General features: G+C 34.6%; 19 protein-coding genes and 1 riboswitch. Of the genes, 4 read left to right on the top strand and 15 right to left on the bottom strand.

Annotated features, from left to right (window positions below; translation table 11 throughout):
* Window positions 1–10: 10 nt before the first annotated feature.
* Window positions 11–682 carry a hypothetical protein gene (locus tag ODE14_RS09380; protein WP_263601256.1) on the bottom strand — a complete coding sequence of 224 codons (672 nt, stop codon included), beginning with the start codon at window positions 680–682 and terminating at the stop codon, window positions 11–13.
* Window positions 683–885: 203 nt separating this feature from the next.
* On the opposite strand from ODE14_RS09380, the gene ODE14_RS09375 reads away from it, so the two are divergent.
* Complete coding sequence (locus ODE14_RS09375; RefSeq protein ID WP_263601255.1) at window positions 886–1269, top strand: helix-turn-helix domain-containing protein; 384 nt, start codon at window positions 886–888, stop codon at window positions 1267–1269.
* A gap of 184 nt (window positions 1270–1453) precedes the next feature.
* Here ODE14_RS09375 and ODE14_RS09370 read toward each other — a convergent pair whose 3' ends face one another.
* The 9 genes from ODE14_RS09370 to ODE14_RS09330 form a co-directional block, all read right to left on the bottom strand.
* On the bottom strand, window positions 1454–2500 hold the full coding sequence (locus ODE14_RS09370) for a chorismate-binding protein (RefSeq protein WP_263601254.1): 1047 nt from the start codon (window positions 2498–2500) through the stop codon (window positions 1454–1456).
* Window positions 2448–3344: a porin family protein gene (locus ODE14_RS09365; protein WP_263601253.1), complete on the bottom strand. Its 897-nt coding sequence runs from the start codon at window positions 3342–3344 to the stop codon at window positions 2448–2450. Before ODE14_RS09365 ends, ODE14_RS09370 begins: the two co-directional genes overlap by 53 nt.
* Window positions 3345–3355: 11 nt before the next feature.
* Window positions 3356–4468: an RNA polymerase sigma factor gene (locus ODE14_RS09360; protein ID WP_263601252.1), complete on the bottom strand. Its 1113-nt coding sequence runs from the start codon at window positions 4466–4468 to the stop codon at window positions 3356–3358.
* A 5-nt stretch (window positions 4469–4473) separates the two neighbouring features.
* The gene (locus ODE14_RS09355) at window positions 4474–5532 is read right to left on the bottom strand and encodes a hypothetical protein (protein WP_263601251.1); all 1059 of its coding nucleotides are present in this window, start codon (window positions 5530–5532) and stop codon (window positions 4474–4476) included.
* A gap of 100 nt (window positions 5533–5632) precedes the next feature.
* A complete protein-coding gene (locus ODE14_RS09350) occupies window positions 5633–6061 on the bottom strand; it encodes a PaaI family thioesterase (RefSeq protein ID WP_248394992.1) in 429 nt (142 codons plus the stop codon).
* A 118-nt stretch (window positions 6062–6179) separates the two neighbouring features.
* A complete protein-coding gene (locus ODE14_RS09345) occupies window positions 6180–6782 on the bottom strand; it encodes a 1-acyl-sn-glycerol-3-phosphate acyltransferase (protein WP_263601250.1) in 603 nt (200 codons plus the stop codon).
* A 317-nt stretch (window positions 6783–7099) separates the two neighbouring features.
* Window positions 7100–8821, bottom strand: a complete 1722-nt coding sequence (locus ODE14_RS09340; RefSeq protein ID WP_248391678.1) for a PspC domain-containing protein — start codon at window positions 8819–8821, stop codon at window positions 7100–7102.
* Window positions 8822–8832: 11 nt separating this feature from the next.
* Window positions 8833–9162 carry a PadR family transcriptional regulator gene (locus tag ODE14_RS09335; RefSeq protein ID WP_248391680.1) on the bottom strand — a complete coding sequence of 110 codons (330 nt, stop codon included), beginning with the start codon at window positions 9160–9162 and terminating at the stop codon, window positions 8833–8835.
* A 213-nt stretch (window positions 9163–9375) separates the two neighbouring features.
* Window positions 9376–10716, bottom strand: a complete 1341-nt coding sequence (locus tag ODE14_RS09330) for a cytochrome P450 (RefSeq protein ID WP_263601249.1) — start codon at window positions 10714–10716, stop codon at window positions 9376–9378.
* Between the two features lie 155 nt (window positions 10717–10871).
* On the opposite strand from ODE14_RS09330, the gene ODE14_RS09325 reads away from it, so the two are divergent.
* A complete protein-coding gene (locus ODE14_RS09325; RefSeq protein ID WP_248391684.1) occupies window positions 10872–11462 on the top strand; it encodes an HD domain-containing protein in 591 nt (196 codons plus the stop codon).
* A 162-nt stretch (window positions 11463–11624) separates the two neighbouring features.
* Here ODE14_RS09325 and ODE14_RS09320 read toward each other — a convergent pair whose 3' ends face one another.
* The 5 genes from ODE14_RS09320 to ODE14_RS09300 form a co-directional block, all read right to left on the bottom strand.
* Window positions 11625–12008 carry an acyl-CoA thioesterase gene (locus ODE14_RS09320; RefSeq protein WP_248391686.1) on the bottom strand — a complete coding sequence of 128 codons (384 nt, stop codon included), beginning with the start codon at window positions 12006–12008 and terminating at the stop codon, window positions 11625–11627.
* 102 nt (window positions 12009–12110) lie between these two features.
* Window positions 12111–12290: riboswitch (cobalamin riboswitch) on the bottom strand.
* Between the two features lie 40 nt (window positions 12291–12330).
* Window positions 12331–13146, bottom strand: a complete 816-nt coding sequence (locus tag ODE14_RS09315) for a hypothetical protein (RefSeq protein WP_263601248.1) — start codon at window positions 13144–13146, stop codon at window positions 12331–12333.
* Between the two features lie 9 nt (window positions 13147–13155).
* Window positions 13156–13818, bottom strand: a complete 663-nt coding sequence (locus ODE14_RS09310; RefSeq protein ID WP_263601247.1) for an ATP-binding cassette domain-containing protein — start codon at window positions 13816–13818, stop codon at window positions 13156–13158.
* A gap of 360 nt (window positions 13819–14178) precedes the next feature.
* Complete coding sequence (locus tag ODE14_RS09305) at window positions 14179–14520, bottom strand: YcxB family protein (protein ID WP_263601246.1); 342 nt, start codon at window positions 14518–14520, stop codon at window positions 14179–14181.
* Window positions 14521–14669: 149 nt separating this feature from the next.
* The gene (locus tag ODE14_RS09300) at window positions 14670–16817 is read right to left on the bottom strand and encodes an endonuclease MutS2 (protein WP_263601245.1); all 2148 of its coding nucleotides are present in this window, start codon (window positions 16815–16817) and stop codon (window positions 14670–14672) included.
* Between the two features lie 217 nt (window positions 16818–17034).
* Here ODE14_RS09300 and ODE14_RS09295 point away from each other — a divergent pair, with 217 nt between their 5' ends.
* Both ODE14_RS09295 and ODE14_RS09290 read left to right on the top strand, forming a co-directional pair.
* Entirely contained in the window at window positions 17035–18162 is a 1128-nt protein-coding gene (locus tag ODE14_RS09295) for a hypothetical protein (RefSeq protein ID WP_263601244.1), read from the top strand.
* A gap of 473 nt (window positions 18163–18635) precedes the next feature.
* Window positions 18636–19163: a GNAT family N-acetyltransferase gene (locus ODE14_RS09290; RefSeq protein ID WP_263601243.1), complete on the top strand. Its 528-nt coding sequence runs from the start codon at window positions 18636–18638 to the stop codon at window positions 19161–19163.
* Window positions 19164–19205 lie beyond the last annotated feature (42 nt).

The following is a 19205-nucleotide window of genomic DNA, read 5'->3' as shown; positions in this document are numbered from 1 at the left end:
AAAAATTACGCTATTCCATCAAAGAGTTAATTATGTAAACCTCATCGTTTTCGTTTACAAAATAATCTCCAGCTTTTATAATATAAGTACCATTCTCATTTTTAACTGTAATATTATTTTTAAATGTAATTATATTGTTGTTTTTTCTTATCTCCTCTTTTTGAATCTCATTAAGATTTAATTTTATAGAGGTGCTTGCAGATTTTCCCCAAGATGGATAATATGCACAAACCGTTATTGTATAATCAACTTCATGACCTAAAATTGTTCCAGTAACATGTTCTTGTAGACAAACTTTTTTTATTCCGATTTTAGAAGATAAAGGATATTCAACTTGGTTGTTTGTAATTTTATATTCACCTTTTTCCATAACAAGAGGATTTCCATTTTCATCCTTAAATTGTGGCATTACTACGTCTTCTGCTAAGTTAACTGAGCCATCTCTAATTGGTGTGTTACTTTCAAAATGAGATGAATAAATATTCTGTGTAGACCCATCCTTATTTGTAACTACATAATGGCAATGTGTTGTTGAAATTAAATCAACATCGAAGAAGCCAAAACTACAACATGAAGTTGTATAACATGCAAGTTTGACTTTTCTATCAGTAGTTGATTGAGAATAAGCAAGGTTAATTAATAAAGTGAAACCTAAAATGGCAATTTTAAATAATTTTCTCATAAATTTAATTTTTAATGTTTTTTGATTTTTTTTTCAAACAATTATGTTTTCGCGATAACATATTGCAAACATAATATGATAACTAAAATTTTATACAATCAAAACTGACAAAAGATTTATCAATTTTGAACAATTTTTACCCATTTTTGAAAAGAGGCAATTTTTAAAAAATTTAAGTACATTTGTTTAAAACAAATATTAAGATGAAAATTGGTCAAAAACTAAAAGGAATGAGAATAGAAAAAGGTTTTTCAACGATAGAAGTTGCTGAGAAATTAGATATTTCAGAATCTACTTATAGAAGATTTGAAAGTGATAAAAGTTTTCCTGATATTTTTACATTAGATAAAATAGCTAAAATGTACGATAAAAGCTTTAATGAAATTTTGCCTGAAGCAATGACAATCATCAATAATAATAGTGGTGAACATCACGATAATGTAGGCTATATTTTTAATCAACAATCTGAAAAACTTATAGAACAGTATGAAATAAGATTGAAGGAAAAAGATGAATTGTATGCAATAAGAATTAAAGAGAAAGATGAGCAAATTGCTCTATTGAAAAGTCTTTTAGAAAAGCAGTAATTTAATATACAGATAAATACACTGTCCTCTTTCAGTTTTTGAGAGAGGATTTTTATGTTAAATGATAACTTGTTTGAATGTTTTAAGATCATCCGCATAACTTTGCAAATTCATCCGTATGAGTTTTTCAATTTATCCGCATAATTTAATCAATTCAAGCGTATGAATTGTAAAAATGATACGGCTAGTTTGAAAAAGTGAGATTTTTCAAAATCGCTTCCGATTTCAGCTCCGTTTCCCGCCATTCTTTTTCAGGGCTGCTCTGTGCGGTAATTCCGCCGCCTACAAATATATGCACGGCATCCTGATAAAGCTTGCAGCATCGAAGGTTGACAAAGTAAAAGATGTTTTCTTCTGTTTCAATTTTAATATATCCTGCATACAATTCGCGTGGAAATTTTTCCAGTTCACGGATCTTCTCTTTACAAAAATCCTTGGGAATGCCGCAGACTGCAGGAGTAGGATGTAATTGTTGAATAATGAGGTCAAGGTTTTCTGGTCGGATCATGGCTTTGAAATCGGTGCGAAGATGTTTGATATTTCCTGAGACATGATCATAGGTTGCAGATTCTTCAATATTATCAGAATAATTTTTCAGAATATTTCTGATGTATTCCGTAACGGGTTTTTGCTCTTCAATTTCCTTTTCAGACCAGCTTTCCGAAACAGGAAGCGTTCCTGCAAGGCTCATCGTTTCAAAGGTGTGTGTCTTTTTGTTGAATTTGCCTAAAACCTCAGAGAAAGCTCCCATCCAGGCATTTTTTTCATCAGTAAAAATATACCGGAATGCATTCGGATAAGAATCACAAAGATTTTTAAAACTTTTTGAAAGATCAATTTTGTGAAAGTCTGTTATGATCTTTCTTCTGGAATACACCAGTTTGGGAAGCTCATTTTGATTGATCACATCAATCACATTAGCGAGATTTTTAAGATATTCGTCCTTCGTTTCCGGAGTGAAATGATTGCTGTCTTGTGGAAGAGCACTGCTTACAAGTTGAGTAAGATCTGTTTCTTCAGGTTTTATTTTAATTATCTTTCCGGGATGCGCAACCGTTTCAGATCCTTCAAAAGAATGAAAAACAATATGTTGTTCATCAGAATTGTTGTTATCTGCAGAATACAGATTTTCGTCGAATGGAAGTTTAAAATAAATCATTGATAGTGCATTTCGAAGATCAGCGTCCGGATATAGCGTAGGAAATCCCAAAGTTGATTTTTCTTTCTGCAAAGGTATTATTAGTCTTAAAAATGTCAAAATCAAACGTACTGTTTTTTAAAGAAACATTTTTCATTTTATATTGTTGATATTCTAAGGATAAATATACCTTTCTGATAAGCCTGTACTGAACTCCCAAAATGAAACCGAAATTGGTTTGGTCGCTTTTAAAATCGTCCAATTTGCTAAGAATATTGTTTTCCGGAACTAAAAACTGCATTTTGTAGGTATTACGGTTAAATAAAACTCCTGCAAAAGGACGGATGTTTTTCCACTCATAAATAAATTTTAGCTGAGCTGAATATTCAAAATGCCTGTTGTTGAATTTTTGAAATAATAAAGGCTGGCTATCTTTGGTGAAATAATAGCCGTTAAGAATGGTATCATCTCTATTGGCATCGAGGTCAAATGTTGAATTCCAGTGAGAAATACCGGCGGAAATTAGCAAATAGGTCTGTGGTGATAGTATATTCTTTGAAAACCAAATGTTAAAATTCTCTCCCAACTGAGCATTCTGGTTAGAAACAGCTTTCGTCCAATCACTCATTTTTAAACCAAATCCTGTTTCAATTCCAAATGCAGACGCTCCGGATTTCTGTTTTCTGATTCTGTTTTTTGCCCTCTGTTTTTCAATATCTTCTTTATAGATATTTCGTACGAAAAATTTTTCTTCCAATCTGGGTTCCGGAAGTAGTAAACCGTTCGGTTTAAAACGGATCGGCTTAAGAAGGTAAACCGTGTCATAAACAACAACTTTTTCATAAACATATACAGTGTCTACTTTTTTTCGCCTTTGAGCATGAAAAAAACTGATCAAAAATACAAGCAAAAGAAAAAAAATCTTTTTGAAAATCATGGCCCGATTAGTTACTTTTCGATAAATATAGTGTCTCTCCTGATTACTTTTTTGACAACAATTACTTTTTGTGGAGCCTCATCAAGAGAATCTCTATGGATTACATTCTTTGTGCTTTTATGGATTCCCACGATTTTTTCATCATTAATATGTTGTTTTTGTGGAGCATGCTCTTTCTGTTCAGATTCTATATCATCAGATGTATTTTGAACTGACGGTTTTACAGATACTTCATCTGAAAGTCCGGAATTTTCATTTTGTACAGAGATTTCATCCGTCTCTTCAGAAGTATTTACGGAGCCATTCGCTGAAACTGTGTGATCTTTAAATGATAAACTTGTTTTTCGATTTACTAAAAATAAAGAAGTTATGATGATGACAAGAAACGTAAGCCCAATTACCGTTTTGTTTTGTAAAGATCTGTTTGAAGAAGAGATCATAACGCTTCCGGTTTTTATATCTGAAGGAATCTGAAGTTTCCTTGAAGAAGCTATTTTGAAATCTGCGAATTTACTCTGGAAAGTCTGCGCCCAAAGCAATCCGCCAAGTCCAAAAATAACAAGAACCTGTGCTATCTTGTTTTTCGGCGTATTTTGATTCACACAATTATTCAGCAAATAATTTTGTATTGATTTTTTTGCACGTAAAAGATGAGATTTTGAAGTGTTAACCGTAATTCCCAGCAATCCGGAAATTTCAGCATGTGATTGGTTTTCAATAAAATATAAATTAAAGACGGATTTATGGTGAGGAGGCAGGCTATCAATAGACGAAAGCAGTTCTTCATTGGTAAAATCGTAGATGAAGATATTTTTATCTTCTAAAATAGGGTGTTCCATTTCTGATGAGGTATCTGGAATTTCTGATGGTTCTGTAGAGATAAAGGTATCTTTGCTATGCTTACGGATATGCTGAAGCGCGTTATTAACTACAATTTTTTTGAGCCATGCAAATAAAGCTTTTTCATCGTTCAGCTGATCATTTTTTTGAATAGCCGTGATGAAACTATCGTGCACAATATCCTCTGCAGTATAAATATCCTGTATATATCTGCGGCAAATCCCCAAAAGTTTTGGGGATAAACCTGAATAAATTTTGTTCCAATCCGGCTTTATTTTAGACATAGATTCTAGTTTTCCACAACATAAATAGAATTAAATGTTGATGTGTAATTTACAGTTCCGTTTTGTGTACCGTTGATACTCTGGGTTTCCACGCCGTTGATAAACACTTTGCCAAGATACGCATTATTTGCCGTGCTGTATTTTATCATATATACATTATTATTCAACACAAACAAATCCTGAATATACGGCAGAGATGAAAAACCAGGACTTACAATACTGCTGTTTTTAAAGTAATCACTTCCCTGATTATAATACGTTGTATACAGATCATTGGAACCTGCATCAGAAGCAATTTTTCCGTAAAAAGGTAAAGTGATGGCGTAATTACCGATCATTGTTTCTGTATTTGAGGTAATATTTTTAGAGTAATATTTGGCATTCTTCTGGAAAAGGATATGCAATCCGTTATTATTTTTAGCAAAATTAAAAACATAATTAGGCTGTCCAAGAGAATTGAATGTTGTATTTTTAAAATACCCTCGGTCAACATTCTGATTATTGTCAACAATAAGTGCTGATACATAAATGTCTGAACCATTGATGAAAAGTCCTTCTGCAGATGGAATATACTGACTCTGGTAGAGTAGTGTTTTTACTCCGTTTTTCCAATAGCAGAGTTCATACCTTTGGTTGGGATTGGCAGGTGAAAGATTTTCAACATAACCTGCAAAATAAAGATCACCGTTGTTTACACCAAATGCGGTTATATCATTCTGTGCACCGGAAGGTATTCCAAGATACTGTTTGATTTCAGTTTTATTACCGTTTTTCCAGAAATAATGAACCGATTTAAAAGAAGTAGGCGTTACACCAAGGCTTGCCGTGACATACACATTGTTGTTTTCCTCTTTGATCTCGAGAGGTACAAGATTTTCACCGCCACTAAGATCTGTTTTAATGTTGTTTTTCCAGTAGCATGCTTTGCTGTTTTCTCTTCCCGCAATATAAACATCGTAAGACTGTGGCAAATTACCTGTTGTTTCGTCATTAATACTCGTATTACTACAAGAATTAAAAACGGATAATACAGATACAAAAAAAGGTAAAAGTAGTTTTTTCATAGAGAATTGTTTTTAAGTTTGTACCTATAAGATGCAGAATTTTGAAAAGGTTGCAGTAAAAAAATAAAAAAAGCTCAAAAAAAATTTGAGCTTCTGAAATTTATCTGTTGATAATGGTATTCGTCATGGTGGTGTGGCTGATGAGCTGACCTTTTTCATCCCGTATTTCAATTTCTGAAACATGCATTGATTTTCCTTTCCGGATAAATCTTGCTACCGCGGTTACCAATCCGTCTTTTTTGCTTCGTAGATGATTGGTGTTAATATTGGTGCCCACTCCAAAGTATTTTTCACCATCGATAAAAATGTTAGACAGGCTGGAGCCCATGGTTTCTGCCAGAACGCAGCTTGCGCCTCCGTGCATAATTCCAAAAGGCTGATGAATTCTGGGCAGCACGGGCATTGTTGCCGTTAAGGTTTCATTTTCAACATCGATATCGGTAAATTTAATATCCAGGGTTTTGGCAAAAGTTTCTCCACCCCATCCGTTGATAAACTTCAATAAATCTTCCTTATTTTTATCTTTAATATACATGTCTGCTATAAATGATGATTGATTATATTGTGAATTGTGAATCTGAATGATACGTTAATAACAATCAATAATTTTGTTAACTTCTAACTTCTAACTTCTAACTTCTTACATCTCACATCTCACTTCTCACTTCCGAATCATTCCCCATAATATTCTGGTTCCAGTTTTCAGGGACCTTCGGAACAATATCATTTTTGATGTAATATTCCTGAATCTCAGTCATGATTTCAGCAAAGGATGCCGTTTCAATTCTTTCATAAGGGATCGTATAACCGAGATAAATGATTTTTCTTTTAAAGTCTCCGGCAGCGAGAACAATCGGCACTTTTGCCGCTAATGCCATATGATAGAAACCTTTTCTCCATTTTGGTACCCAACTTCTTGTGCCTTCCGGTGTAATCACGAGGCTGAAGTCATCTTTTGCGAATTGTTTTGCTACAAAATTAACGAGATCATTTTTCTGGCTTCTGTCGATTCCGATGCCTCCCAGGCCTTTTACCAGACCGCCATACCAGGCTTTGGTATGAGCATCTTTAATGATTATTTTCAATGGCTTCTCCAGAGACCAATAGGCAAGATTTCCCAAGATATATTCCATATTGTGGGTGTGTGGTGCCACTACCAGAATACACCTGTTAAGGTTGTTTACGTCGCCCTGTAGAACGACCTTCCAGCCCATTAATTTTAACATTATTTTGCCAAAAAGCTTTCTCATATCATCTCAATTAAAAACAAAAAAGTATAACCAAAGTGGTTATACTTTACAAATATATTGAAATATTATCGCTCTTAAAATAAACCGCTGATTAAATCTACGATTTTCATTACAATTTCTAATGCCAGTTGTATCATGATTAGTTAATATTTTTTGAGTGTTTTTGGTTATAATTTTTATCTACACAAATGTAAAGTATTTTATTTACATAGCGAACTAAATTTGATTTTTTTTTCGTTAACAGTGAGAGAAGAAGGGTGTGAATTTCAAACGGTTGTGTTATCCATTCACACCTTCTGCCACTCTCTGCAGTTTAGTTATTTAGTTTGTATGGAAATTTCATTTTTACCTTCGTCTACTTTGAAGTCGATGTTCGCCCCTTTCATTTTTTTGATGCTGTGCTTCATAGAATCGATCACTTTATCTGCCTGATTGCTAGGAACTTTTTTTCCGTTTACAATAATGCTGTCTTCATCATCAGAATTATATTCAATCGTAGAGCCGTTTACCGTGATTTTGTTGTTTTCGATTTTAATTTTTCCGTCTTCATCTCTTTCCTGGTCGTTATCATTGATTCCGTCTGCATTAAGATCGCCATCGAAATTGATTCCGTCTTTTTTGGCAGGGATAACAATGGTTTTTAATGGAAGCACCAGTTCATAATCAATGCTGTAATCTCTGAATCGGTGTTCATAAGGATATTTGATGTAGTTTGGAAGGATAATTTTGTTATCTGCAACTTCCACAGGAACGGTAACACTTAATGGAAGATTATATCCTTTAGCTTCTTTCTTAATGATCAGATAAGGCGTTTTGATATCTGCTTTTCTTGTTACATCAACATGTATCCAGTCTTTTTCGTACACTGAAATTTTGTCGGAATAAATATCATCATCATACCCTTTGAAATTCTGAGGAATGGTAACCTGCTTGTAATCAACATAGAGCGTGTCTGATTTTGTGTTGATGGAAACCTCTTCCGTATCTTCTTTATGACCTTTCAGGAACATTTCTTTTTTAGCCATGCTGAATCCGAAATAAGCACCCAAAGCGATTAATGCAAGGAATAATGCTCCGATTACCCAACCTGTGTTTCTTAATTTTGTCTTAGGTGAAATTAATTTAATACTTAGTAACCCAAATAACATCGCAGGCAGTAAGCTTCCTAAAGTGATCAGCGCCATGATAACGTATTTCATATTGTCGTTATCGAAATAGAAATTCATTTCACTCACAGGAGGAAAGTCGCTGTCTGCTCCCATGAAACCGAACACTACGAATACACCGATCAGGCAGGATAAAGACATGAATGCGAAGATTCCACCTAAGATATATCGTACAACATTCCACAATCCGCTACCTGCATTGTTGATATAAGGTTTGTTTTCGATATAGATTTCTCCGACCCTCTGAGTAGACTCGTTGGCAAACTGTACCAATTTGTTAGACTCATTCTTAAGATTGTCGAAGTTCATAGGCTTTCCCTTCATTTTCAGGAAATCTGCTGCCGTTTCTGCTTTTGGCAATACCGCCCAAAGGATAATATATAATAAGAAAACCAATGTGGAAGATACAGCCGCTGTGAAAATCCCTAAGATGAAGATTCCAAGCCAGATAGCTCTCATTGCAGTAATGTCCATCCCTACATAATGGGCAAGGCCTGCGCAAACCCCAGCTATTTTTTGTCTTTCAGGATCACGGAACAGTTGTTTTTTATCTGAATATTCAGTTCCGGCGCTACCTGTTTTTTTGGTATTCTTTTCAGAATAATAAGCCTCTTCCTGCTCTTCAATGGTTTCAGGGCTTCCGATCTGGGCGATTACTCTTTCTACATCAGAGTCGTTAATTACTTCACGTTTCGCCATAGAATCTTTGAAGATCTCTACCATTCTGATTTCTATGTCGTGCATTACCTCGTCTGCTTCAGAAGCATCCAGAGAGCTTCTCAGTGCGTTCAGATAATCACTGAGCTTTATATATGCGTGTTCTTCTATTGTAAAAGAAAAACCTGCGAGTCCTATTGAGAGTGTTTTGTTCATAGCTTTGTTTTTTATTTTTTTTGAGTAATTTGGTTGACTGAATCTGTTAATTCGTTCCAGGTATTCTGAAGCTCGTCTAAGAACAGCTTACCTTTTTCAGTGATCTGGTAGTATTTCCTTGGAGGTCCTCCTGTAGATTCTTCCCATCGGTACGAAAGAAACTCGCCGTTTTTTAATCTTGTTAAAAGAGGGTAGAGTGTTCCTTCCACTACATCCAGTTTTCCTTTTTTCAGCTCATCGATTAAGTCGGAAACATACATTTCGCGATGATTGATGAGACTTAAAATACAGAATTCCAGAATTCCTTTTCGCATTTGCGCTTTGGTATTTTCAGTATTCATCTTTAATAAGTTTTGTTAATTAGTTATATCAATTTCGAAAATCGGAACCTAGCTAGATGATCCTATTTCGATTTTACATTACAAAGATATGTAATTAAAATGGTATTATGCAATACAAAGTAGTGAAAAAATATAAATTAATAAATTAACTATTTGAAAATCAAGCTAATTATTTTTAATGCTGTATTTATTAAATGAGAAGTTTGAGAAAAATTAGCTCAGATTTTTTATAATTTTACCTTTTAAGCTTGTTGTTCTTAAAGTAACCAATGCTTTTTTCTCCAAATCTTTCTGATAAGATATAAAACTGTAGTTTTTGTAGAATTTACGGACGATAAGAGCCATTTCCATCATGGCAAAATGCTCACCGATACAAAGCCTTGGACCCGCTCCGAAAGGATAGTATGCAAAATTTTTAGCATTCTCATCATCAAAACGTTCCGGAATAAAAGAGTTGGGATCACTCCAGTACTTTGGATTTCTGTGCAACCCTGTAATATAAAGGATAATTAAAGTTCCCTTTTTCCATGAATAGTCTTTAAAACTATCGTCCTCCAATGCCTGACGGTCTATAGCCCAAGCCGGAGAATGCAGTCTCATAGCTTCTTTAACGATATTAATGGTAAAAGACTTTTTCATTAAATTTTCTGTAGTGAAAACATTTTCGCCTTCTTTTCTGATTTCCTGCCGTAATTTTTTTTCTGTTTCTGGATTTTGGCTGATCTCAAAGAAGATAAAGCTTAAAGCATTCGCCGTTGTTTCATGGCCGGCAATGAAAAGGATCAGCATTTCATCCACAAGCTGTTCATCAGACATTGGAAGCTGTGTGTCTTCATATCTTGCATGAATGAGCATATCCAAAAGGTCATTCTTTTCTTCATCTGAATTCCTTCTTTTTTCCAGCACACTCTGGATAATATGCTTTGCCTGTTTGCTTTTTCTTATATTTTTATCTGTTATTCCGAGAATATTTAAAACCTGCGTATAAAGAGGTATTCTCACTTCTTTCGCAAACACTTCCTGAACTTCAGTGATAATTTTGCCCAGCTCTTTCACTTTTTCTTCATCAATATCAGAACTGAAAAGAGTTTTCGCAACAATATTAAAAGCCAGAGTATGAAAAACATCGTACAGATCAATTTCGGGTTCTTTCTCAAAAGACGAAAAAGCCGAATCAATCTCTTCTTCCATAATCGAAACCAGATTGGAAATTTTTGCTTTACTGAAACCGGGTTGAATTAATCTTCGTTGCTTAAGCCAATCTTTTCCATTGTTGGTCAGTAATCCTTTTCCGAGATATTTTCCTAAAGTGACAGATTGTATTTCAGATTTAAAATAATTCTTATGGTTTTGTTTTAAAATATATTCTGTGAACTCTTTATCCTGAGAGAAAATAAAATATTTATTCGTTAAAGTAGCTTTCAGATGATAACTGTCTCCTGAAATGGCATGATTTCCACTGATCACTCCTAAAGGATCTTTTACCCCGTTAAACAGGGAATATAATTTTCTTTTTCCTTTAATTTCAGGGGGATAATTGAATTCTGAAGCCATGATAAATATTTACAATAAAAATAAGACTAATCTGTTAATTAATATAGCTTTATATTTAAAGTATTATTTTTGCACCTCATGAAATTTGTCATTTTTTTTTAAAAAATAATTCATACTGAAGGCAATTTCAAATATTTACATATAAACTTAGAGCAATGAAGATTCAAAAGGAAATTGATTTCATCCTGGCTGTCGATGCCCTGAAAAATGTACAGCGAAGAAATTTTAATGCCGATGATTCCAGAAGGGAGAATACCGCAGAACATTCCTGGCAGATCATCATTCTTGCACAAATTTTGTTTCCCTACGCCAAAAACAGAGCGGATATTGATTTGTTGAGAGTCATCAGAATGCTTTCTATTCACGATCTGGTTGAAATTGAAGCAGGCGATACTTTCTTGTTTGATGAAGCGGCGATGGTTGGGAAGTTTGAGCGGGAAAAAGTTTCAGCACAAAAGATCTTCGGTATTCTGGATGAGCCGTTAAAAAGTGAATTTTTTAATTTGTGGCTGGAATTTGAAGAAGAACAGACACCGGATGCTATTTTTGCGTGTGCCATAGATCGGATCATGCCGTTCATTCTGAATTCGCACACTTCCGGAAAGAGCTGGACAGAAGCCGGAGTTACCGAAAAACAAATCAGAAATATGCTGGAAAATGCGATTGTAAGAGCGTCTGATGAACTAGGCGAAGCTTTTCAGTTGCTCTTAATTAAAAATCTGGAAACCGAAAAGGTGTTGAAGTAAGTTTTTAATTTCAATTGAGAATTCTCACACAGATTCCACAAATTATGCTGATGATGGTATATATTTTTAGCTGAAGATTTGATATAGACAGAATTTGTGAAGTCTGTACAATCTGTGGGAAATAAAATAAAGCTTCGGCGGCCTTTGGCCGCCGAAGCCCCTTTATAGTATTTGAATTGGTTTCTTAAATTCATCAATTGCTACAAAAGTAAAATCACCCACAATGGCTCTTTCCCTTTCATAAGAATACATTTGCTCGGTATAAATTTCCACATTCACTTTCAGGCTTGTTCTTCCGACATGCACTACTTTTCCAATAAGCTCCACAATGGTTCCGGCAGGAATTGATCTTTTAAAATCAATCTTATCGCTGCTTACCGTTACTACGCGTTTTCGGGCAAATCGTGTTGCTGCGATAAAGGCAACCTCATCCATCAGCTGCATGGCAGTACCTCCGAAAAGCGTATCGTAATGGTTGGTCGTGTTGGGGAAAACGGCTTTGAAAATTCTGGTCTCCGAGGTTTTAATTCTTTCTTCTGTAGTCATATTTCATTTAAATTAAAGCGAAATGAAAAGTTGAAAACAACAGAAAAAGCAGAGCGTAAAATCCCTGGGTTCTATAGATCAACAAACTTCAAATCGCGAAAGTTTTGTGGTGAAGAAAAAGGCAGGTCTCCTGACTTGTAACATCTTTATTTCCTTCCCGTACGTTTTACAGTGGATTATTAATAAAGACTTCAGTTACTTACAGTTGCGCGACAGTTCGTGATTTTCACACGATTCCCTTTTAATCTGCAGTTAAGCAAAACCAATTTCCAGAAAGCCAAAAGCTGGACTTTCGGCAGCAAAAGTAATGAATATTACTGAATTATTCAGGGTTTTTATAAATGATCTGGCTTTGAACTTTTCCCTGTTTGATCGTCCAGATCGTCGTATATCGGTTCTCTCCGGCGCCATTGGTCATATAAAGAAAAATATGGTCGTTATCAATGGCCGTTACGCCAACGTTATTGAAATCCATCGTCGGTTGAAACATATTTTTGATAGCATCTCTCACAAAGACAGAGCCTCTTCCCGGCTGCTGAACTCTTACTGATTTTATTTCTGTTAGTCCTTCAGGGATCTCTTTGCCAACACCCCAGGATTTTACTTTGTCGATTTTGATGATATTTCCTTCAGCATCTTTTTCCTGTTTTTTAAGCTTTGCATAAGAAGGATAAACGTCGATAATCACTTTTGTCCTTTGGTTACCCGGAATTTTAGGATTGGTATCATCCGTAAAAATAAGCGATTTTCCATTTTTTGATTTTGAAGGGGTAAATGGGGGCAGCTTATCCACGAAAACCACGCGGTTTTTGTTCACCATTCCTTCTTTTGTAATGCTGTCGTATCTTACGAAAGGCTTGTCGGTGTCATCTTTTTCAGGATATTTGATCCAGATCCATTCTGTTTCTCCCGGAGCAGGTTTCACATAAATAAAAACATCGCCGGTTTTCATTCGGATTTTATCAATGATTTTACGGTAATCGTCTTTATGAACACGCACCATGGCGTAACCTTCTTCTGCTTTTACAACACCGAAAGGAACTTTATCCTGCCCCTTGGCGAAAAACACAAAAAGAAAAGTGAAAACGGATATATATAATGTTTTATTTACGGACATCATGATTTTTTTGATTGTCAAATATATAAATTAAATATTTTTCGGCAGATAATAATGCTGTTGCAATTCTTTTAAATCTTTAATTTGTTTCAAATATGTGTTGGAAAGAAGATAAATTTCATCCGAGATTTCAGTGGCTTCCTGTACATTAAAATCTGAAATGATAAAGCCTTTTTCCTGAGATAATTCTTTTATAATCTTCATCACCTTTTCTGTTAAAATTGGTGACAGTCCGCTGTAAGGCTCTTCCAGTAAGATAAAATCAGCTTCGGAATGGATTATTATTAATACTTCTACCATTTTTCTTTCCCCTCCGGAAAGATTTCTTGTTGTCCTGTTTAGCAAAGGTTCAAGAAGATCAGAATTAAAAAGTTTTTGAGTGTTCACTTCATTACAGAATAACGAAATCAGGTTTTTAATTTTAATATCTCTTGGAAAAATCGGAGTTTGAGGAAGATAGGCAATCTTGTTTTTTCTATCGGATTGCTTTGTAAGAACCTGGTCATTGAATTTAATAAACTGAGAATCTCCCTTCAGCGTTCCGAAAATAATCTGTAACAATGTAGATTTTCCGGATCCGATTCCTCCCAATAAAGCCACAATTTTTCCTTTTTCACAACTTAAATAAACGTCCTGTAAGACTTTCTTTGAACCATACGATTTTGTGACACTGTCAATATGAAGCTTGCTCATAACAATTTGGAAATAAGGTTGATAATAAATCCGATTGAAACGGTTGTGATCCAGAGAAGCTGCCTTGAAAATCCAAAATTAGCAAAAAACAAATATTCCCTTTTCAGTCTTAATTCATAAATCAAAAAGTGAAATGCAGGTAACATCACCAGAAAACAAAATCCGAAATTTCCTATGCTAAATCCTGTCTGAAAAGCTAATAATACAGAAAACAATAAGGAAGGGATCAATAGTTTCAGATAGAAGATCCAGAGAATTTTTATGGTTTTAATCATATTCAAATATAGTAATAGAACAGAATATCTTATCACTATTTAAAAATGAAAAAAGTGCTTTTCGGCACTCTTTTCATTTTTTATTTCAATCGTTTCTGAGTTTTGCTTTCACATTATTCTTTCTGATAAGATCTCTAAGTTCTGAAATCTGGTCCTTTGTGAAAAACTTTTTAGGAACCATATTCATGGTCTGGGCAGTTTGGTAAATCAGAAACCATTCTTTTTTTTCTTTTACTTTATAAATCGAATCCCATGTAAAATATGCATCAAAGGTTTTGCCTTCCGTACGGATCTTTTCGTCCGTGAAGGTGTAAGAAATCATCTCCTGGATATTTTTGTTGGAATAAAAAATATTTTTTACACTAAAATAAGTGCGGATAATGATGAACACAAAGAAAACCAGCAACCAGACCGATGCTGATTCCATAAATTCCCGATTATCATTACCTGCATTATAATAATTTATTCCAAAAAAAATCAATGCAATTATTGGAAATACAATGATTCGTATTAATGAATTTTTTAAATGAAACATCAAAAAATCCTTAAACGTGATATGGGTTTTTACTATGATCATTAAATTCTTTCCAGCTCATCCGCATCAATGGTCGTTTTGAACGTACCATAATTCACCACCACCTTTTTCTTGGAAATCTTTTCAATGGTTCCCACACTTGTGCTTCCGGCGATACGAACTCTTTGTCCCACTTTCATCCAGAGTGAACGGTCAGTTTGCCTTTTTTCTTCCAATTTTTCATTGGTCTCGGCAATTTTTTCAATCACTTCTTCTTTTTTCAGCTGTTGGGTGATTTTCCGTTTAACAACCTGAAGGCGCTTGCTTTCATCTTTGTCAACACCCAGCTTACGGAATTTTTCCTGTTCCAGAAGTTTCACAAAATCTTTCACCACATCTTTTCTCGATTTTCCTTTGGTGTAGCTGTCGATAAACGTTTCAATCTTGTTCCCGAACTGCAGTTTACGGTGTTCTTCTTCATACAGTTTCTGGAAATTATACAATTTCTGCTGAAGCTGTTCATTCAGCTTTTGAAGGTTATCACGCTTGTCCTCAACGGATTCTTTCCTTTCTGCAAGATCAGATTTCAGCTTTTCAACCTCATACTTTTCCTGCTGAAGCTTTACAATCGTTTTATCAAGATTTACAATATCGTGTTCTACCTTTTTCTTGGCAGAATGGATAATAAACCTCGGAATCTTATTTTTCTCGGCTACTTCAAAAGTAAATGAGCTTCCTGCTTGTCCTACTTCAAGTTTATACATCGGTTCCAGCGTTTCCTCATTGAAGAGCATAGCGGCATTCTGTGCATTCGGAAGCTGTTCTACCACCAGTTTGATATTGGTGTAATGCGTGGTGATAATTGCAAAGCTCTTTTTATCATAGAAAAACTCCAAAAAACTTTCTGCTAAAGCACCTCCTAATTCAGGATCGGAGCCGGTACCGAATTCGTCAATCAGTAAAAGCGTATTGGCATCTGCTTCACGGATAATTCCCGACATTTTTCTCAATCTCGAAGAATAAGTCGATAAATGGTTTTCAATAGACTGATTGTCACCAATATCGGTCATGATCTTTTCAAAGAAAAACATTTCGGATTTCGGATGAACGGGAACAAGAATTCCGCTCTGGATCATCAGTTGAAGCAATCCTACAGTTTTCAGGGTGATTGATTTTCCTCCGGCGTTCGGTCCGGAAATACAGATAATCCTATTATGTTCCGTGAAGGTAAGCGTCTGAGGGAAAATGGTTTTATTTTCTGCTTTATTTCTTAAAAACAACAAAGGATGAAAAGCATCTCTTAACCTCAATGTTTTGTGACGGTTGATTTTCGGTAAAACACCATTGATCAGCTCTGCAAATTTCGCTTTGGCCCTCGTTAAATCAAGATCGAAGATGTATTTCTGGTATCTCCACAATTGAGGTTGGTATTCGGCCAATTCTGCAGTAAGCTGTCGTAAAATTTTATCAATTTCCTTTTTCTCTTCCTCTTCATTTTCTTTAAGCTTAAAATAATGCTTCACTACAGAGTCCGGCTGGATATAGGTAATAGACCCTGTTTTGGACAATCCCAATACTCTTCCCGGAACCCTTTTCTTAAAGCCTGATTTTACCGCTAAAACCCTCTGGTCATCAATAATCGTTTCACGGATATCATCTAGAAATTCACTCTGGCCATAATTGAACAAAGCACGGTTAAAATTTTCCTGGATTGCTTTTTTGGCATGCTGGATTTCCGTTCTCAAGCCTTTTAAAACCGGCGAGGCTTCACTTTTCACTTCACCGAAACGGTTGAAAACTTTATCAACCTTATCAATAATTTCTTTTCTGAATTCCAGTACAGAAACATCTTCCATTAAAGTAGGAAAGGTTTCCGGCATGGTTGGGAAAAACTTCTGAAGTTTCCCGATCTGTTCCGTGAGGGTTTTTATTTTGATGAAAGCACTGTTTTCCAGTCGGTAATTTTCAATCAGCATTAATTTCAGTTCGCTTTCGATATCTTCATACTCGTCGAAAGGAACGGCATTAGAGCTTTCAAAACTTGATAAATATTCTGAGGTTTTCTTCAGGGAAAGTTCGGCCTCATCAATTTTCATCGGACGAAGCTGAAGAATTTTTTCTCTTGTCTTGGGAGAATATGCAAAAGGAGAAATCTCCGCGAGCAATTGCGGAAACTCTAATTCATTTAAATCTTCTTTATTTATAAACACAGTGCAAATTTAGTGAAAAATGTGCATTTTAATTTGAAAACGAATTATTTGAGATTTATTTTTTTAATATCTGAAATGTACTTATATGAATTTATTTATAACCTAAATCGAACATATTTTTGAAATAACATCTTTGAAACAATTTTAATTATAAATATTATAGGAATATGTCTAAAAACGAATATTCAAGAATTATTTAAGTGTTATTATATTTGCAATGAAATTAAATTCACAAATGATAAAAAAATTTACATTAGTAAAAAAATTACTCGTAGCAGTAGTTTTTTGTAGTTTTTCAATAACTACCAGTGCTCAAAAAATTGGAATATTTGAAGCAGCTATTCAGTTTAATGCAAGCGGTACTAATAAATGGTACTCTTACGAAGGCACTGCAATTTCTACAACTCAGTTTAATGGAGCTAATTTAGGAAGCTTTGCTGCAAATAGTCAAACATTAAAAATTATCGGTTTAGAGCTTCAAAACTACGAACAGACAGGAACTAATTTCTGTGGAGGTACCGTTAATTACAGGATTTATAAAACCGGAGATACTCCAGGTGCTTTTTTACAAGAAGCTTTGCCTTTTAAAGAAGCTTGCTCAGGAAGTTCATTTCCCACAGGAGGAGCTTGTTCCGGTCATGACCAAAAATGGAACAAATTAGATTACAACATTGATCTAACCAAACAATGCCCCGGAGATTATACTCTTGAATTATTTCTTGAATACACTGGAAGTGAAACTTCAACAACTGCTTGTGATTTAACCCGAAAACTGGATAATACCGGAAGCAATTTCAAAGCATCTTTTACTATTACAGGAACACCTACACCAACGCCTGCAATTAAATTTCACTCACAATCTACCTGTAGTTCAAAATATGGCATTTATCAAATAAGCAATTACAATTCAAACGCTAGTTATACTTTTACACCTTCGGGACCTCAATTCAGTCCAAATCAAACATCACCTCTTGGACCAGGAATGTTGGTAGTTCCTGAAGGAACGTATACTGTAACGGCAACGGTAAATGGTTGCACTTCCTCGGCATCAACGTCTTTTACCGTTAATCCACAGCCAACTCCTCCGCCTGCTCCAGTTATGACTTTATTAAAACAGCCAACCTGTGATCCGGCCTCTCAAGGATATGGTGCATATGAAATCAGCAATTTTGACTCAAACGCAAAATATACCATAACTCCTAATCAGCCAATAATAGGATATGCTAATAATAATAAATGGATAGGAGCACCTACGGGAACCTATACCATAACAGCCACAGTTAATGGGTGTACCTCATCAGCTTCTACATTTACAGTTGATCCTAAGCCTGCTAACTGCCCCTAATTAAAAGACAGTGTAAGTCTAAGTAATAAGACAAGCCATTTTTATAGAGTGCGCCTAAAAGTTTAGACGAACCTACCTTTAATTTTGATGGTTATTGAGTCCGATAGATACCAGATCGGACTCATTTTTGTTTTTTATTCTTTCGTTTTTATAATACTCTACCTATGCCTGAATTCTCTTTTTAACTGACTATAGATTTATATTTTTAAGATAAAAGATTCTAATTTTAAAATTTTTTTAAAAAATTAGAACATAAATCTATCCAGTGCATTTCGGTAATTCTTATATATTTGTGATTGAATTAAATCTTTATGAATTAGAAAATTATAAACAGAAAATAAAAGCGAATTTCACTTAACGATACTTCAGGTATCGACTGGAAAGTGGATGAAAATTTATTTCTGAAAGAAGTTTATGATTTGAAGAGATCATTCTTTAGAAGATAAATCATCAAATGACAAATTATAAAAAGTATGATTGAAACAGAACGATTATTGTTGAAAGAAATCAACGAAAGCTATGTCAATGATATTCTGAAAATTCGCAGCAACGAAATTATCAATCAATATGTACAGAGAGTTTCTCCGAAAAATAATTACGATGCGCTGCAGTTTATTCTCACGATTAAAGAAAGAACTAAAAATAATCAGACATTTTACTGGGGGATTTCTTTAAAAGATCAGCTAAATCTTATAGGGACAATCTGTCTCTGGAATTTTTCTGAAGACCGGACGGTTGCAGAAGTGGGGTATGAATTATTGCCTGATTTTCACAACAAAGGAATCATGTCGGAGGCATTAAAAGCTGTTGTAAATTTCGCTTTTAACAATTTGTTTTTGAAAGAAATTGTGGCAATGACTCACCGTTATAATGATAATTCAAAAAAACTTCTTTTAAAACATAATTTTGTATTGGAAGAGGAAAGAATAGATGAGGGGTTTCCCGATAATCTGGTTTTTAGTCTGAAAAATGATGATTACAATTCCAAAAGCCTGCAGTAACTGAATACTGCAGACTTTATCAATCTCTAAACATTTCTTGTA

Source organism: Chryseobacterium sp. PET-29 (assembly GCF_025736815.1).
GTDB lineage: Bacteria > Bacteroidota > Bacteroidia > Flavobacteriales > Weeksellaceae > Chryseobacterium > Chryseobacterium nepalense.
Note: the sequence above shows the minus strand (reverse complement) of the source record. Positions and strands in the feature narration are given on the sequence as shown.

Coding starts and splice junctions, on each gene's coding strand:
- ODE14_RS09310 (WP_263601247.1), bottom strand. CDS start 13,818: ATGAGCAAGCTTCATATTGACAGTGTCACAAAATCGTATGGTTCAAAG.
- ODE14_RS09320 (WP_248391686.1), bottom strand. CDS start 12,008: ATGACTACAGAAGAAAGAATTAAAACCTCGGAGACCAGAATTTTCAAA.
- ODE14_RS09360 (WP_263601252.1), bottom strand. CDS start 4,468: ATGTCTAAAATAAAGCCGGATTGGAACAAAATTTATTCAGGTTTATCC.
- ODE14_RS09290 (WP_263601243.1), top strand. CDS start 18,636: ATGATTGAAACAGAACGATTATTGTTGAAAGAAATCAACGAAAGCTAT.
- ODE14_RS09365 (WP_263601253.1), bottom strand. CDS start 3,344: ATGATTTTCAAAAAGATTTTTTTTCTTTTGCTTGTATTTTTGATCAGT.
- ODE14_RS09305 (WP_263601246.1), bottom strand. CDS start 14,520: ATGGAATCAGCATCGGTCTGGTTGCTGGTTTTCTTTGTGTTCATCATT.
- ODE14_RS09295 (WP_263601244.1), top strand. CDS start 17,035: ATGAAATTAAATTCACAAATGATAAAAAAATTTACATTAGTAAAAAAA.
- ODE14_RS09355 (WP_263601251.1), bottom strand. CDS start 5,532: ATGAAAAAACTACTTTTACCTTTTTTTGTATCTGTATTATCCGTTTTT.
- ODE14_RS09345 (WP_263601250.1), bottom strand. CDS start 6,782: ATGAGAAAGCTTTTTGGCAAAATAATGTTAAAATTAATGGGCTGGAAG.
- ODE14_RS09325 (WP_248391684.1), top strand. CDS start 10,872: ATGAAGATTCAAAAGGAAATTGATTTCATCCTGGCTGTCGATGCCCTG.
- ODE14_RS09380 (WP_263601256.1), bottom strand. CDS start 682: ATGAGAAAATTATTTAAAATTGCCATTTTAGGTTTCACTTTATTAATT.
- ODE14_RS09375 (WP_263601255.1), top strand. CDS start 886: ATGAAAATTGGTCAAAAACTAAAAGGAATGAGAATAGAAAAAGGTTTT.
- ODE14_RS09340 (WP_248391678.1), bottom strand. CDS start 8,821: ATGAACAAAACACTCTCAATAGGACTCGCAGGTTTTTCTTTTACAATA.
- ODE14_RS09330 (WP_263601249.1), bottom strand. CDS start 10,716: ATGGCTTCAGAATTCAATTATCCCCCTGAAATTAAAGGAAAAAGAAAA.
- ODE14_RS09335 (WP_248391680.1), bottom strand. CDS start 9,162: ATGAATACTGAAAATACCAAAGCGCAAATGCGAAAAGGAATTCTGGAA.